Annotated in this window: 13 protein-coding genes; 6 read left to right on the forward strand and 7 right to left on the reverse strand. The window is 68.4% G+C overall.

The genetic code is table 11. The features are described from left to right. Window positions 1–8: 8 nt before the first annotated feature. Window positions 9–695 (forward strand): HupE/UreJ family protein, encoded by a 687-nt coding sequence (locus tag E1H18_RS05680; protein WP_370526452.1) that lies wholly within the window; start codon window positions 9–11, stop codon window positions 693–695. Window positions 696–708: 13 nt separating this feature from the next. Next, window positions 709–1314, forward strand: a complete 606-nt coding sequence (locus E1H18_RS05685) for a transmembrane anchor protein (RefSeq protein ID WP_172264555.1) — start codon at window positions 709–711, stop codon at window positions 1312–1314. 8 nt (window positions 1315–1322) lie between these two features. On the opposite strand, the gene E1H18_RS05690 is transcribed toward E1H18_RS05685, so the two are convergent. Next, window positions 1323–2642 carry an MFS transporter gene (locus E1H18_RS05690; RefSeq protein ID WP_172264557.1) on the reverse strand — a complete coding sequence of 440 codons (1320 nt, stop codon included), beginning with the start codon at window positions 2640–2642 and terminating at the stop codon, window positions 1323–1325. Window positions 2643–2950: 308 nt separating this feature from the next. Between E1H18_RS05690 and E1H18_RS05695 the strand changes: the two genes are divergently transcribed. Then, window positions 2951–3709, forward strand: coding sequence for a DUF4198 domain-containing protein (locus tag E1H18_RS05695; RefSeq protein ID WP_172264559.1), 759 nt, complete (start codon window positions 2951–2953; stop codon window positions 3707–3709). A 182-nt stretch (window positions 3710–3891) separates the two neighbouring features. Beyond that, window positions 3892–4581 (forward strand): amino acid racemase, encoded by a 690-nt coding sequence (locus tag E1H18_RS05700; protein WP_172264561.1) that lies wholly within the window; start codon window positions 3892–3894, stop codon window positions 4579–4581. Window positions 4582–4675: 94 nt separating this feature from the next. Here the strand turns inward: E1H18_RS05700 and E1H18_RS05705 are convergent, their stop codons facing one another. The 6 genes from E1H18_RS05705 to E1H18_RS05730 all read right to left on the reverse strand — a co-directional run bounded on the left by E1H18_RS05705 (window position 4676) and on the right by E1H18_RS05730 (window position 13362). Next, entirely contained in the window at window positions 4676–6694 is a 2019-nt protein-coding gene (locus E1H18_RS05705) for a heavy metal translocating P-type ATPase (protein ID WP_172264563.1), read from the reverse strand. Window positions 6695–6772: 78 nt separating this feature from the next. Continuing rightward, the gene (locus tag E1H18_RS05710; protein WP_172264566.1) at window positions 6773–7249 is read right to left on the reverse strand and encodes an SRPBCC family protein; all 477 of its coding nucleotides are present in this window, start codon (window positions 7247–7249) and stop codon (window positions 6773–6775) included. Between the two features lie 51 nt (window positions 7250–7300). Beyond that, a complete protein-coding gene (locus tag E1H18_RS05715) occupies window positions 7301–10525 on the reverse strand; it encodes an efflux RND transporter permease subunit (protein ID WP_172264569.1) in 3225 nt (1074 codons plus the stop codon). After that, on the reverse strand, window positions 10522–11688 hold the full coding sequence (locus tag E1H18_RS05720; RefSeq protein ID WP_172264572.1) for an efflux RND transporter periplasmic adaptor subunit: 1167 nt from the start codon (window positions 11686–11688) through the stop codon (window positions 10522–10524). Before E1H18_RS05720 ends, E1H18_RS05715 begins: the two co-directional genes overlap by 4 nt. A 10-nt stretch (window positions 11689–11698) precedes the next feature. Then, window positions 11699–12931: a TolC family protein gene (locus E1H18_RS05725; RefSeq protein ID WP_172264575.1), complete on the reverse strand. Its 1233-nt coding sequence runs from the start codon at window positions 12929–12931 to the stop codon at window positions 11699–11701. 59 nt (window positions 12932–12990) lie between these two features. Further along, the gene (locus tag E1H18_RS05730; RefSeq protein ID WP_172264578.1) at window positions 12991–13362 is read right to left on the reverse strand and encodes a hypothetical protein; all 372 of its coding nucleotides are present in this window, start codon (window positions 13360–13362) and stop codon (window positions 12991–12993) included. Window positions 13363–13578: 216 nt separating this feature from the next. Between E1H18_RS05730 and E1H18_RS05735 the strand changes: the two genes are divergently transcribed. Next, window positions 13579–13947, forward strand: a complete 369-nt coding sequence (locus tag E1H18_RS05735; protein WP_172264580.1) for a hypothetical protein — start codon at window positions 13579–13581, stop codon at window positions 13945–13947. 168 nt (window positions 13948–14115) lie between these two features. After that, window positions 14116–14904: an ImuA family protein gene (locus E1H18_RS05740; RefSeq protein ID WP_172265682.1), complete on the forward strand. Its 789-nt coding sequence runs from the start codon at window positions 14116–14118 to the stop codon at window positions 14902–14904. Window positions 14905–14907: the final 3 nt, after the last annotated feature.

Consider the following 14907-nt stretch of genomic DNA (forward strand, 5'->3'; position numbering starts at 1 on the left):
GCGCTTCCATGGCCAGGCTCTTGCTCTTCGCCGCAGCCGCACTGCTGATGTCGGGCGTCTTGGCCCCGGCGTTCGCCCATGGGGTGGCCGAAGGCGACAAGGGCTACATCCAGGAGACCACGGGCTTCCTGTTTTGGCCGTTCGTCTATCTGGGGGCCAAGCACATGGTCACCGGCTATGACCACCTGCTGTTCCTGTTCGGCGTGATCTTCTTCCTCTACCGGATGAAGGACATCGGCGCGTATGTGACGCTGTTCGCCATCGGCCATTCCACCACCCTGCTCCTGGGCGTGCTCACCGGCGTGTCGGTCTCCAGCTATCTGGTTGATGCGATCATTGGCCTATCGGTCGTCTATAAGGCTTTGGACAATCTTGGCGCCTTCCAGCGTTGGTTCGGGTTCCAGCCATCGACCAAGGGTGCGACCCTTGTGTTTGGGCTGTTCCATGGCTTTGGTCTGGCGACAAAGCTTCAGGACTTCAAGCTCTCGCCCGACGGCCTGCTGGGCAATCTCGTAGCCTTCAATATCGGCGTCGAGATCGGCCAGCTCCTCGCCCTTGGCGCCATCCTGATCCTGATGGGCTTTTGGCGGCGCACCAACAGCTTCTGGCGCTTGGCCTTCGCCGCCAATGTCGTCCTGATGACCCTGGGCTTCCTGCTGACGGGCTATCAGCTCGCCGGCTTCTTCATCCTCTGATCGGAGCAGCAAGATGTTCAACGCCAATCGCCCCGACCTTTCCGATCTGCCCTCGACATTCCAGTTGCTCAACGCCACGGGGGGCGCATTGCTGGTGGCCGCCGGCCTCTTGGTGACTGTGGTCCTGCCGGCCGAGTACGGCGTGGACCCGACCCGGGTCGGCTCTGTCTTCGGCCTGACCGAGATGGGCCGCGTTAAGCGTCAGCTGGCCATCGAAGCCAAGGCCGAAGAAGCCGCGGCGCGCGCTGCCCCCGCGAGCCCCAGCCGCAGCGCCGAGCCGGCCCCCGCCAAGGGTCCGGTCACGGAACGCACCGACGAAATGCAGGTCGCCCTGGCGCCGAATGAAGGTGCGGAAATCAAGCTGACCATGCCGGCCGGCGCCTCGGTGCGCTACAGCTGGCGCAGCACCGGCGGCAAGGTCAATTTCGACATGCACGGCGACCGGCCCGGCATCTCCTATCACGGCTACGCCAAGGGCTCGATGCAGGCCTCTGAGGGCGAGCTGGAGGCGGCCTTCGACGGCAAGCACGGGTGGTTCTGGCGCAACCGCTCAGGCGGGCCGGTCACCGTCATCCTGAAGACGACCGGGGCCTACAGCCAGATCAAGCGCGTCGGCTGATCCCTGGCCTATCGCTTCGTCCTTGGCCAGCGGCGGTGTTGCTGGTCGATGACGAAGGGATGGGCGTGGTCGCCGTTCTGGCCCGACTGCGCCAGGTGCGCATGATCGTCGGGCAGATCCTCATGCGTGTGGGGCAGGTTGTCGGGATCGTTCGCGGGCCAGACCAGCAAGCCCAGGATCGCCCCCAGGCCGCAAAGACCGGCCAGCACCAGGAAGGCCGCGCTCGGATTGGCCTGGGCCGAGACCAGTCCCGCTACGGGATAGGCGATCAGCCAGCAGGCGTGCGACAGCGCGAACTGGGCGGCGAAAAGGGCCGGCCGATCGGCGGCGGTCGCCGAACGGCGCAGGGCGCGCCCTGCCGGGGTCAGGGTCAGCGAATAGCCAAACCCCGTCACCAGCCACAGCGCCAGAAGCGCCGGATAGGATTTAGCCACGAAGGCGCCGGCCAGCAGCACGGCCGTCATCAGCACCGCGCCGCAGACCATGGCGCGACGATCGGTGATCTTTTCAAGCACCCGCGGCAGAGCGAGGGCCGCGCTCATCGAGCCTAGCCCGAACACCGCCAGGGCCCAGGCGCTGGCCTGATTTGAAAGGCCGAAATTGGACTGCACCAGCACGACGGTATTGATGAACACCATCGCCCCGCCCGCCGCGGTCGCCAGGCTGACGGCCAAGAGCCCACGCAAGCGCGGCGTCAGGGCGAAGAGCCGCAAGCCTCCAGTCAGCCGCTGCATGAACGGCAGGGCCTGGGCGGTCGAGGCCACCGGTAAGGTGGCGGTCACAACGAACCCCGCCGACAGCATGAAGCCCAGCGCCGTGCCTAGGAAGAGATCGTTGAAGCTGATCAGCGACAGCAAGAGCGCGGCCAGCACGGGGCTGGCGACGCTTTCCAGGTCGGCCGCCAGACGCGAGAGCGAGAGCGCCTTGGTGTATTCGGCTTCGTCCTCCAGCAGGTCGGGGATCATGGCCTGGAAGGCCGGGGTGAAAGCGGCCGAGGCGATGTAGAGCACCGTCATCAGGCCGTAGATCTGCCAAGGCTCACGGACGAACGGCAAGGCCACGGCGACACCGGCGCGAACGACGTCGAGCGCGACCAGCAGCGTCTTGCGGGGAAGCTTGGTGGCCAGGGCGCTGGCGAAGGGCGCGACCCCAATATAGGCGACCATCTTGATCGACAGCACCGCGCCGAGGATCTGACCCGCGCTCGCGCCGGCCAGGTCGTGGGCCAGCAAGCTCAGGGCCACGGTCGCCATGCCCGTGCCCAGCAAAGCGGCGATCTGGGCGCTGAAGAGGTGACGGTAGGCCTTGTTGCGCAGCGGCGAGAACACGATTTCGACTTCCCTTGTGGTGGACCGCGCGCTTCACGGCCTTGATCGACGATGTCGCCGTCGCAGAGCGGGTTTCCAGTCAGACTTACGCACGCGCGGGTCCGTCCCCTCGCCGCTCCTGCGCAGTGTGCGCTGAAAACACCGTCGCCGCTGGGCAAACTGTCGCTCACGACCGCCCTCGTCGGTTCAGGAGGCACGACCCGACATATTTCGTCTGATTGTCAGACAATCATCGCCTGATCGTAGCCCTGGGAATAGGGCTCCGTCACCGCGCCTCGTCCCTCGGCGGCCGGTCTTTGGAGCCCGACATGAGACTTCCCCTTCGGCTATCGATTTGCCTGGCCTTAGTAGCGCCCGCGGCCGCCTGGTCGCATGACCTGACCATCTTCCCGCGCGTGTCGTCCAATGCGCTGACCCTGCGGCTGCACCTGGGTGATCCTGGCGCCTATCAGCCGATCGAGCCGGTTCAACTGGTCCGAATGCAGTTGATCGCGCCGGATGGCGAGGTGAGCGAGCATCGGGCGGACGTCGTGCGCGACACGCCCGACCAGACCCTGGCGAGCGCCAAGCTGCCGCGCCCGATCAGGCCGGGCCTGCACATGATCGCCTCGGTCTATGACAACCGCTTCGCCACCTTCGACGCCAAGGATGTCGCGATCGGCACCACAAAGGACTGGCGCCCAGACGCTGTCGATTCCGCCCATTTCATCAAGTTCGCCAAGACCCTCTTCATATCGGGCAAGTCCGGGCCAGGGTTTGACCGAAAGCTCGGCGCCCGCCTTGAGTTCGTGCCCCTGGCCGATCCGTTCGGCCTGCCGGTCGGCGCGAGGCTGCCGGTGCAGGTTCTGTTCGACGGCCAACCCTTGGCGGGCCACAAGGTGGAGTTCGGCGACGCCACGACGTCGTCCCTTGGCGGTCCCCTGAAGACCGACGATCGCGGCGTCGTCGAAATCGCCCTGTCGCGGGCGGGGGTCTATCGCCTGGCGGTCGATATGCGCGCCAAGTCGCCCTATCCTGCGCTCTATGACTTTGACGACTACACCGCGTCGCTGGTGTTCGAGCGCTGAGATCGACGCGGGGGTTCTTGCCCTATCAGAACCGCAGGGCCGGCCGCCCCCGCGTTCCGGTCTTGCGGGCTAGGCCGCGCGAGGTTCAGCCCCTTTTCGCCAACACACAGAATTTCTCGCTCAAGCTTGCCGTCTGTCCCTGCTAGGTACGCATACCCCCCTCCCCTTTCAGGATGTCTCGCGTGCGTACCATCGGACTTCTCGGCGGCATGAGCTTCGAAGGCTCGGCGACCTACTATCGACTCATCAATGAAGGCGTGCGCGATCAGCTGGGCGGCTTGAATTCGGCCGACACGGTCCTGAGATCGGTGAACTTCGACAAGATCGTGGAGATGCAGAAAGCAGGGCGTTGGGACGATGCTGGCCAGTATCTGGCTCAGGCGGCCCAAGGCCTGGAGCGCGCCGGCGCCGAGTGCGTGATGATCTGCGCGGTGACGATGCACCTCGTGGCCGACGCCGTGGAGGCCGCGACCGCCCTGCCCTTCATCCACATCGTCGACGAGACCGCGCGCCGGTTGTCGGCCAACGGCCGCCAGCGCCCACTGCTGATCGCCACGCGCTACACGATGGAGAACGGGTTCTATCAGGCCCGTATGGCCAAGCAGGGCATCGAGGTGATCGTTCCCGACGAAGCGGGCCGCCTGGCCGCCCACGACATCATTTTCAACGAACTTTGCCAGGGCAAAATCCTGGACACGTCGCGCCAAGTGCTGATCGACCTGATCGCGACGGCCAAGGTCGCCGGCGCCGACAGCGTCATTTTCGGCTGCACGGAGATCGGTCTGATTTTGGATCCAGACGCCCTGCCTCTGCCCGGCTTCGACTCGACGGTCATCCACGCGGACGCGGCCGTTGCGTTCGCCTTGGGATAGGCTCGCCCTCACCTTTCGCTATCGGCGGATCGGCTAAGCCCGCCGGACGAATGCGAGCGCCGCCTCCCATGGAGCGGCGCTCGCTCCCGTCGCGTCAGGCTACCGCAGCGCGCGATGGGGCCTCGCGATAGGCCAGCAAACGCAGGGCGTTGATCACGACAAGCAGGGTCGAGCCTTCGTGGACGGCGACAGCCGGGCCGATCCCCAGTCCCAGGATGGTCGCTGGAACCAGGAGCGCCACGACGCCCAGGCTGACGAAGAGGTTCTGGCGCACGATCCACCGGGTCTTGCGGCTGAGGCCCACGACGAACGGGAGCCGCGCCAGATCATCGGCCATCAAGGCCACATCCGCCGCCTCCAAGGCCACATCCGAGCCGGCCGCCCCCATGGCCACGCCCACCGTAGCGCTGGCCATGGCCGGCGCGTCGTTGACGCCATCGCCCACCATCGCGACTTTATCCTGGGCGCTCAGCTTGCGGATCGCTTCAACCTTGTCCTCGGGCATGAGATCGCCCCACGCCTCGTCGAGGCCAACCTCCGCGGCTACGGCGTCGGCGACCTTCTTGTGGTCTCCGGAGATCATGATCATCCGGGTCACGCCCAAGGCGCGCAGTTGCGCCAGCGCCGGCTTGGCCCCAGGCCGCGGGGTGTCCAAGAGACCGATCACGCCAAGATCGCGGTCGCCCAGGCGCACGACCATCGTCGTGCGGCCCTTGTCTCGCAGCTCAGAGATTGCTTCGGCGGTCGGGGCGTCCAGCGGCGCGAGACCTTCGACGCCGAACATCTCGGCCTTGCCGATCCAGACCCCCTGCCCGTTCAAGCGCGCTGTGACCCCTCGCCCCGTCAGGCTTTTCAGATCTTGGGCCTGAGCGATCGCGCCGCCACCGAGCCGCTCGCGCCCGTCGCGGGCGATCGCTGCGGCCAAGGGGTGGTCGCTGAGTTGCTCGACCGCGACGGCGACCTGGAGCAGCTCCTCCTCGCCGCCGGCGCCCGTCACGACCACATCGGTGATCCGCGGACGTCCCTCGGTCAGGGTGCCGGTCTTGTCGAAGGCGATGGCGCGCAAAGCGCCCAGGTTTTCCAACGGCGCGCCGCCCTTGATCAACACGCCGCCTCGCGCCGCGCGCGCCACGCCCGAAAGGACCGCGCTCGGCGTGGCGATCGCCAAGGCGCATGGGCTGGCCGCCACCAGCACGGCCATGGCCCTGTAGAAGGTCTTGCTGAAGGGCTCGTCGATGAAGACACCCGGCGTCAGCAGCAGACAGACCGTGATCAGAACGACGGGCACGAAGACCCGTTCGAACTGATCGGTGAAACGCTGGGTCGGTGACTTTTGGGTCTCGGCCTCGCTGACCATCTGCACGACGCGGGCCAGGGCGCTTTGACTCGACAGCTTGGTGACTTCGACCTCGATAGCGCCCTCGCCATTGATTGTGCCGGCGAAGACCTTGGAGGCGGCCTCGACCCCATTGGGCCGCTCCCGGGCGCTGGCCGCGTCCTCGACCGGGCGCTTATCGACCGGCACGCTCTCGCCGGTGATCGGCGCCTGATCAACCGAACTGACCCCCTTGATGACGAAGCCGTCAGCGGGAAGACGCTCGTTGGGGCGCACCACGACGATGTCACCGACGACGACCGCCTCAACCGGCGTCTCGATCAGATCCTCGCCTTGGCGGACACGTGCAATCGTCGGGGCGAGCGCGGCCAGGGCTTCGATCGCCTTGCGCGCCCGGCCCATCGCATAGTGCTCCAGGGCGTGGCCCAGGCTGAACAGGAACAGCAGCAAGGCGCCTTCGGCCCAGGCGCCCAGGCTCGCCGCGCCGATCGCGGCGACCAGCATCAGACTGTCGATCTCGAATTTGCGCCGGCGCAGCTTCTCGACCGCCTCACGCGCGGTGAACCAGCCGCCCAGGGCGTAGGCCCCGACATAGGCGCAGAGCGCGATCCAGCCGGGCGCGCCGGCCGCGAGCTTCTCGATCGCAAAGCCTAGGCCAAGAAGGGCGCCGCACAGCAGGGAGGCGATGAGTTCGGCGTTGCCAGCCAACAGACCACCGGGTTCGGCATGCGGGGTCGAAGCGCCGGGCTTGGCGCTGTGATCGTGTCCTGCTCCCATGAGGTCGGCTCCATACGGTTGGGATGATAGACGGCGGGGCGGGCCAGAGGGTCCGGGCGCGCGGGTGAAGATCAGCCGTCAGAGGCGGCTTCTGGTTTTGGGGATGGCGCGGCGCTTGACGGGGCGCGCCCCGCCAAGATGGCGCGTCAAGCCGCTGGCGGACTGTCGATAGGCTTCCTTGACCGAGGCTTCGTATCGCTCTCGGCCGCCATTGAGGGCTGCGGTCCAGCTGGGAACGACGGCCACCTGGGTTAGGCGGGTTCCCGTCTTGGAGGGCGTCAGCTCAAAGCGTTCAAAGCTATAGCCGGTCAGCCAACGGCCGAATTTGAAGCTGAGGCAACGCTCGTCTTCCAGGACATCGATGCGGCAGGGCGTCTTGCGTCGCAGCGCATGGGCGCGGGGCGTCACATGAACGACGCGGGCCCTGAGCTGCGCCTTGCCGACCAGACTACGATGCGGGTGCCACTCGCCCCACCGGTCGAAGTCGATCAGCCGCCGCCAGACCTCGGCGATCGGGGCGGGAATATCCGTGCTGAAACTGATCTTGAGGGTCATGGCGATCTCGAGGGCAGTGGCGCTGGCCGGCGCGAACCGGCCAGCGCCCCTTCAGACTTGGGACGCCGCCTCGTCTGCGACCGGTGTGGGCCGGCGCAGGACAAAACGGCAGATGGCGGGCAGGACGAACAGGGTCAGGGCGGTGGCGGTGATCAGGCCGCCGATGACCACGGTGGCCAGCGGGCGCTGAACCTCCGAACCGGTGCCCGTCGCCAGGGCCATGGGCACGAAGCCCAGGGAGGCGACCAGCCCGGTCATCATCACCGGGCGCAGGCGCTCCATCGCCCCGTCGATGATCGCCTTCTCCAGCGCCAGGCCAGAGGCCAAGCGCTGGCGGATGGCGGTCATCATCACCAGACCATTCAACACCGCCACGCCCGAGAGCGCGATAAAGCCGACGGCGGCCGAGACCGAGAACGGAATGCCCCGCAGCGCCAGGGCGAACACCCCGCCGGCCAAGGCCAGCGGAATGGCCGAGAACACCGCCGCGGCGGGCGCGACCCCGCCCAGGGCCATGAACAGCAGGCCAAAGATCAGCAGGAAGCAAAGCGGCACGACCAGGGCCAGGCGCGCCTGGGCGGCCTTCAGGTTCTCGAACTGCCCGCCCCAGACCAGCCAGGAGCCGGACGGCAGCTTGACCTGCGTCGCGACCTTGTCCTGCGCCGTGGTCACGAACGCGCCAAGATCTGCGCCCCGGACGTTGGCCTGAACCACGACCCGACGCTTACCCGCTTCGCGGCTGACCTGGTTGAGGCCTTCCGAGAAGGTGAAGCGGGCCACATCGCGCAGCGGCACCGAAGCGCGTGCGCCGCCGGCCCGTTCGGGCAACATGACCGGCAAGGCGCCGACGGCGTCGAGGTCGTTACGGCTGACGTCCGGCAGACGGACCACCACGTCGAAGCGGCGGTCGCCTTGGAAGACCAGGCCCGCCTCACGGCCGCCCATGGCCACGGCCAGGGTATCGGCGACTTCCTCGACGGTCAGGCCCAGGCGCCCGATGGCGTCGCGGTCGAGTTGGACGTCCAGGGTCGGGAAGCCCGAGGTCTGCTCGACCTTGACGTCGGCCGCGCCCTTTACCGTGCGCAGGACCGTCGCGATCTCTTCGGCGGTCCGAGTCATGGCGTCCAAGTCGTCGCCGTAGACCTTGATGGCCACGTCGCCGCGCACGCCAGCGATCAGTTCATTGAAACGCATCTGGATTGGCTGGCTGAACTCGAAGGCGTTGCCCGTGAGCCCTTCCAGCTTGGCCTCGATCCGACCGATCAGCTCGGCTTTGGTCTCCCCCTTGTTAGGCCATTCCTTCTGCGGCCTGAGAATGATGAAGGCGTCCGAGGCGTTGGGCGGCATCGGGTCGCTGGCGACCTCGGCCGTGCCAGTCTTGGAGTAGACGAAGTTCACTTCCGGGAAGCTGGCGACGACGCGTTCGATCCGCCGCTGCATGCGCAGCGACTGTTCCAGCGAGGTCGAGGGGATGCGTAGGGCCTGGACGGCCATATCCTTCTCGTCGAGCTGCGGGGTGAACTCGCGGCCCAGGAACCCAAAGGTCACGACGGCCGCGACGAAGATCGCCAAGGCGGCGCCGATCACCGGCCAGGGACGGGCCACGACCTTGTTCAGCAACGGCTCATACCGCGACTTGGCCCAGCGGACTGGCGCCACTTCCTTTTCCGCCACCTTGCCGGTGATCAGCAAGGCGATCATGGCCGGGATGAAGGTCAGGGACAGCACGAAGGCGCCGGCCAGGGCCAGCATCACCGTGATGGCCATCGGCGAGAAGGTCTTGCCCTCGACGCCAGTGAAGGTCAGCAGCGGGGCGTAGACCAGCAGAATGATCGCCTGCCCGTAGACGGTGGGCGAAATCATCTCGCGGGCGGCTTCCCGGGTCTCGGCGAGACGCTCGGACAGGGTGAGCAGACGGCCTTCATGGTGCTGGCGTTCGGCAAGACGCCGCAAGGCGTTCTCGACGATGATCACCGCGCCATCGACAATCAGCCCGAAATCCAGCGCGCCCAGGCTCATCAGATTACCCGACACGCCCAGCCTGTTCATGCCGATGGCGGTCATCAGCATCGACAGCGGGATGACCAAGGCCGTGATCAGGGCGGCGCGGAAGTTCCCCAGCAGCAGGAACAGCACGACGATGACCAGCAGCGCGCCTTCGACGAGGTTCTTCTCGACGGTCTTGATGGTGGCGCCGACCAGTTTGGAGCGGTCGTAGACAACCTGCACCTTCACACCGGGCGGCAGGGACTTGGCGACCTCGGCCAGTTTTTCGGCCGAGGCGCCGGCGACGGTGCGGCTGTTCTCGCCGGTCAGCATCAGGACGGTGCCGACGACGACTTCTTCGCCGTTCTCAGAGCCGGCGCCGGTGCGCAACGCGCCGCCCAGCCTGACGCTCGCCACGTCGCGCACCAGCACCGAAACGCCTTCACGCGCGGCGACGGTGGCGTTGGCGATCTCGTCGACCGTGCGCACGCGGGCGTCGGCGCGGACCAGGAAGGCTTCGCCGCCCTTCTCGAGGAAGTTGGCGCCGACCGCGAGGTTAGCCGCCTCCAGCGCCTTGGCCAGTTCGCTGAACGAGACGCCTAGCGCGGCCATGCGGGTCGGATCGGGCTGGACAACAAACTGCTTTTCGAAGCCGCCGATGGAGTCGACGCCGGCGACACCGGGCACCGAGCGCATCTGCGGCCGGACGATCCAGTCCTGCACTTCGCGCAAGTAGGCCGCCTGGGCCGTGGGGTCAGACAGGCGCTCGCCGGTCTGGGTGAGGTATGATCCATCACCCTGCCAGCCCGTTGCGCCTTCAGCGACCTTGGCGCCTTTGCCGCCGGGGTGCTCGAAGGCGACAGTCCACATCAGAACCTCGCCCAGGCCCGAGGAGATCGGCCCCATGGCCGGCTCGGCGCCGGCCGGCAGGCTCTGGCGAACCTGGGTCAGACGTTCGGCCACCTGCTGGCGGGCAAAGTAGATATCGGTCTTCTCCTGGAAGACGATGGTCACCTGCGAGAAGCCGTTGCGGGAGATCGAGCGGGTGGTCTCCAGGCCAGGGATGCCGGCCATGGCCGTTTCGACCGGATAGGTGACCAGTTTTTCCACTTCGGCCGGGGCAAGGGTCCCAGCGACAGTGTTGATCTGCACCTGCTTGTTGGTGATGTCGGGCACCGCATCGATCGGCAGGCGCACGAGGTTGTAGACGCCCAGGGCTGCGACAAGCGTGACCAGGGCGATGACGGCCCAGCGGAAGCGGACCGAAAGGTCGAGGACGCGGCCGATCAATGTTCCGCCTCCCCTTTGCCGAGTTCAGCCTTCAGGAGGAAGGCGTTCTTGCTGGCGATCTGATCGCCGGCGCTGACCCCCGACAGGATCTCGACCTGGCCGCCGCCGCGACGGCCCACGCGCACGGGACGCGGTTCGAACCCGTCCTTGGTGCGCACGAAGACCACGTCGCCACCGTTGACCGATTGGACGGCCTCATCGGGAGCGGCGAAGCGATTGCCCGCTCCGGCCACGGCGGTGCGGGGCGTGATGCGGGCGCGCAGGGCCTGACCGGGCGTCAGCATTTGAGCGGGGCCGCTCAGGGTCAGGACCGCCGTGGCTGACCGGCTTTCGGCGTCCAGACCGGGCGTGACGCTGCGGACGACGGCCGGGACCGCGCCGCTGGCGGTCTCAACCGTGGCCGTATCGCCAGGTCTGACGCGCTGGGCGTCGGCGACCGGCAGGGCGGCCTGGATCTCGATGCTGCCCGGGTCGGCGACGCGGAAGAGTTCCGAGCCGGCCGTCACATAGGCGCCGAGCGTGGCGCTCGCGGCCGTGATCCGGCCCGAGATCGGGCTAGTCACCGACAAGGTGCGGCCATTGCCGCTGACCCCGGCCGCGGCGCTGGCGCTGCTGGCGCGCCCCAGCTCGGCCTCGGCGATGGAGGCTGCGGCCTGGGCGGCTTCCAGGTCCTGACGCGCCGTGATCTTGGCGTCGAAGAGCTTGCGTTCACGCGCCAGGGCCTGACGGGCGGCTGCGGCCTTGGCGGCGGCAGCGCTGCGGTCGGCGCTGATGGTGGCCGCGTCACGGCTTTCGATCGTGGCGATAACCTCGCCAGCGCGGACAGGGTCGCCCAGGCGCTTGTTGATGCGCACGATCGCGCCATCTGCGCGGGCGGCCAAGGTCGCTACGCCATGGGGCGTGGCTACGACCGTGGCCTGGGCGGGCACGGCGGCGTCGAGGCCGCCGGCGGCCAGGGTCAGCAGCTGGATGCCGTCGGCGGCGATACGCTCGGCGGTCATGCCGACGTGGGGCTTTTCGTCGGCGTGGTCTTCGCCGGCCTCAGCGGCCGGCGCCGGCTTGGGCGCCAGCAGGGCCTTGCCCGCGAAGGCGCCGATCCCTGCGGCGAGCAGGCTGCTAACCGCCACGGCCGTCAACAGGGTCTTTCGATCAATGGTCGTCATGGTGAGGGTCCTATTGCGCGGCGGCGCGTTCGAGCACGGCCAGCGCCTGAGCGCGCTCGAGGCGCGCGGCGATGAGGTCGGTGCGGGCGGTCGTCAGGGCGGTCTGGGCGTCGAGCACGTCGAGCAGGGAGAACTTCCCGGCCTCGAAACCGCCTCGGGCCAGGTCCACGGCCATCTGGGCCTGGGGTACGATCTTCGTCTCCAGCGCTTCCAGACGAGCATTGGCCGCCCGCAGCGAAGCCTCGCCGTCCCGGACCGCCCGGACCGAATTGGCCAGGACCAGACGCTCGCGCGCCTCGGCGGCCGTGGCGTCGGCGCGCGCCGCCGCGACCGTGCCCTGGTTGCGATCCGAGATCGGGATCGGCGCGGTGAAGCCGACGATCAGCGCCGAGTCGCCGGTCTGCTCGAACCGCCGTACGCCGGCCTGGACGGTGACGTCCGGACGACCGATCGCCCGTTCGCGATCGATGACCGCCCGGGCCGTTTCGCGCTCGGCGCGCGCCAGGCGCACATCGAGGGTTTCGGCCGGATCGATAAGGCCTGGCGCCGGCTGGGCGCCCGGGGCCTCCCGCACCAGTTCGACCGCGCCTTCGACCTCGCCCCACAGGGTGGCGAGCGCGCGGCGCGCCGCCGCTGCATCGGCCTCGGCGGTGACCACGGCCGCGGCGGCTTCGCGGCTGACGGCTTCGGCGCGCATCGCCCGCAGGGGCGGTTCGCGACCAGCCTCGACGAGGGTGGCGGCGACCTTGGAAAGGCCCTCAGACCGTTGGGCGGTCTCGCGCGCCAGGGTCAGGCGATCCTCCGCGGCCACGGCGGCGGCGTAGCGAACCGACACGTCACGTGTGAGGTCGGCCTTGGCGATGACGAAGCCGATGCGCGCGGCGTCGACCTCGGCGGCAGCCGCGGCCATGCGGGTGCGCCGCTTGCCGCCCAGCTCCAGGCGCTGGCTGATCGTGGCCGTGGTCTCGGCGGCGTCGAAGCCGCTGTATTGGCCCGAGCCGGCGACGTTCTCGGTCTGTAGGCCCGCTTCGGGGTTGGGGATCAGGCCGGCCTGACGGGCGCGGCCTTCGGCCGCCCGCACCGAGGCCTCGGCGGCGGTGACAAGGGGTGACTGGGATTGGGCGCGCGCGGTGGCGGCGCTCAGGGTGAGGGGCTCGGTGGCGGCGCGCGAAGGCGCGCCAAGACCGGCGAGCGCCAGGACCGCGCCAAGAATGGCGGCGGACCCGGCAGATCGGGAATGCATGGGAAGTCCCTGCTTGCGTACTGACGATGGCGATCACGCGCGCGAAGGCGCGGCCAGGGTCAGGCGCGAGGAGGTTCCATGGGACCGTCAGGTCCGCGCGACGGCGGCCAGCCGGTCTCGGCAGGCGTAAGCTTGGCGCCGCTGACGGCGACGGCTGCGACGTCGATCACGACAGGCGCGACCGAGGTCACGGGGTGATGGCAGTGGCCATGCACACAGGCGTCGCCGCCGGTTTCGCGGTGGCTTTTGTCGCCGTGGTCGGGGGCCTGCGCGGTGACCTGATCATAGGTCTGAACCGAAGCAGCTTGAGCCGCGGGGGCGTCGGCGGCGCAGATGAGCGCATCGGCCAAGGGGACGAACGACAGGCAAAGCACCAGGCAGGCCAAAAGCGCCCTGCTCGTCTGCTTCAACCATGTCGACACGCTCGTCATGAGGGCCTCTTAGCAGCCGCGTTCGCCAGCGGGAACGCGTTACATGATCACACACCAGAGCGGATCGTCGCTCGCCCTCGCCCCCCGGCCGTCTGAAATCGACCGCCCACGCTCGGCGCGACGGGCGTTGCGGATGATGATTGAGGTGCGGTCCAGCGCGAGATCCTGGCCGCCTGAGCCCTTCGCCGCCCCGATCGTAACCGCTATAAGCCCGCCATGAACGCCCTCACGGACGAACCGATCGACTACTGGCGCGCCGTCGTGCGTCGCGGCGTGCTCTGTCTCGGCTTCTGCGTGCAGCACACGGTGCAGGGCCCGATCCTGGTCGCCGACCTGTCCGAGCCTCTGGACGGTTGGTCACGCCGCGCCGCTGTTGCGGCGATCGCGATCCACAACCTCACGGCTGGATCGATAGACCCCCCGATCGCCGCCGCGCGCACGGTCCTGGCCATGGCGCTCGACAAGAGCGCTGCTTCAGCGCCCTTGGCCGACTACCAGGCCCTGCTCTGCGCGGCCGTCTGGTCGGCGGTCGAGGACGATCCCCCGCGCCGGATCGAGGCCCTGAGCCAGACACAGGCGGCTTAGTCCCGATCGGGCCTGCGTCAGCTTCGGTCGCCGCGAAAGATTTCCGAATCCGCTCAAACCGTTGCCCCGCCTGGATCGTAGCCGGGCGCGCGCCTGCGCCGCACCCCCAGCCCCGTTGACTCGCAGGCGCTGAAGAGAACAAAGGTGGAACAAACCCGTTCTCCCGACATGGCCCAAGCAGCTCCATTCCCTCGCCCCGACGCCGCGCTTGACGCGCTCCGCCGCAAGGTCCGCGCCCTCGAAGCCGAGGATCGCGTCACGCGCGCAGTGTTGCCGTTCGGCGTGCCGCCTCTGGACGCGCGCCTGCCTGGCGGCGGCCTGGCGCTGGGCGCCTTGCATGAGGTGGCCGGCGGCGCCGAGGAAGCGCTTTACGGCGCCACGGCCGCCAAGTTCGCCGCCGGGATCCTGGCGCGTGCGCCAGGCGAAGTGCTCTGGTGCCGGCGTCAGGCTGACCTCTTCGCGCCCTCCCTCGCCCAGGCCGGGCTGCCGCCGGAACGGGTAATTTTCGCGGACGCCCGCGACGAGGCTGGCGTTCTGGCGGCGATGGAGGAAGGCCTTCGATGGCGCGGCCTGGCCGGCGTGATCGGCGAGGTCGGCAAGCTGTCGATGACCGCTTCGCGGCGTCTGCAGCTGGCGGCCGAGAAGAGCGGCCAGATCGCCATCGCCGTCCGACGATGGCGGCGCGTGGCCGACGCCGCCGATCTTGGCCAGCCGACGGCGGCCCAGACCCGATGGCGAGTCTCGTCCTTGCCCTCCTCACCGTTGCCTGTTCCCGGCGTGGGCCGTCCCCGCTGGTTTCTCGAACTTCTCCGCTGCCGCGCCGGCGACGCCTTCGACATCGAGTTAGAAGCCTGTGACGCAAAGGGTCATCTCCGTCTTCCTGCCCCGCTGGCCCACCGACCGGCTGGCCCGCGGCCAGGGCCCAAAGACCTTGGGCAAAGCCGCGCCGTCGCCTGACAC

It is taken from the genome of Caulobacter sp. RHG1 (assembly GCF_013181195.1).
Taxonomy (GTDB): Bacteria; Pseudomonadota; Alphaproteobacteria; order Caulobacterales; family Caulobacteraceae; genus Caulobacter.

Bases quoted from the DNA above. Each gene is read 5' to 3' on its own strand.
- E1H18_RS05680 (WP_370526452.1), top strand. From the start codon at position 9: ATGGCCAGGCTCTTGCTCTTCGCCGCAGCCGCACTGCTGATGTCGGGC.
- E1H18_RS05685 (WP_172264555.1), top strand. From the start codon at position 709: ATGTTCAACGCCAATCGCCCCGACCTTTCCGATCTGCCCTCGACATTC.
- E1H18_RS05695 (WP_172264559.1), top strand. From the start codon at position 2,951: ATGAGACTTCCCCTTCGGCTATCGATTTGCCTGGCCTTAGTAGCGCCC.
- E1H18_RS05705 (WP_172264563.1), bottom strand. From the start codon at position 6,694: ATGGGAGCAGGACACGATCACAGCGCCAAGCCCGGCGCTTCGACCCCG.
- E1H18_RS05710 (WP_172264566.1), bottom strand. From the start codon at position 7,249: ATGACCCTCAAGATCAGTTTCAGCACGGATATTCCCGCCCCGATCGCC.
- E1H18_RS05720 (WP_172264572.1), bottom strand. From the start codon at position 11,688: ATGACGACCATTGATCGAAAGACCCTGTTGACGGCCGTGGCGGTTAGC.
- E1H18_RS05725 (WP_172264575.1), bottom strand. From the start codon at position 12,931: ATGCATTCCCGATCTGCCGGGTCCGCCGCCATTCTTGGCGCGGTCCTG.
- E1H18_RS05730 (WP_172264578.1), bottom strand. From the start codon at position 13,362: ATGACGAGCGTGTCGACATGGTTGAAGCAGACGAGCAGGGCGCTTTTG.
- E1H18_RS05735 (WP_172264580.1), top strand. From the start codon at position 13,579: ATGAACGCCCTCACGGACGAACCGATCGACTACTGGCGCGCCGTCGTG.
- E1H18_RS05740 (WP_172265682.1), top strand. From the start codon at position 14,116: ATGGCCCAAGCAGCTCCATTCCCTCGCCCCGACGCCGCGCTTGACGCG.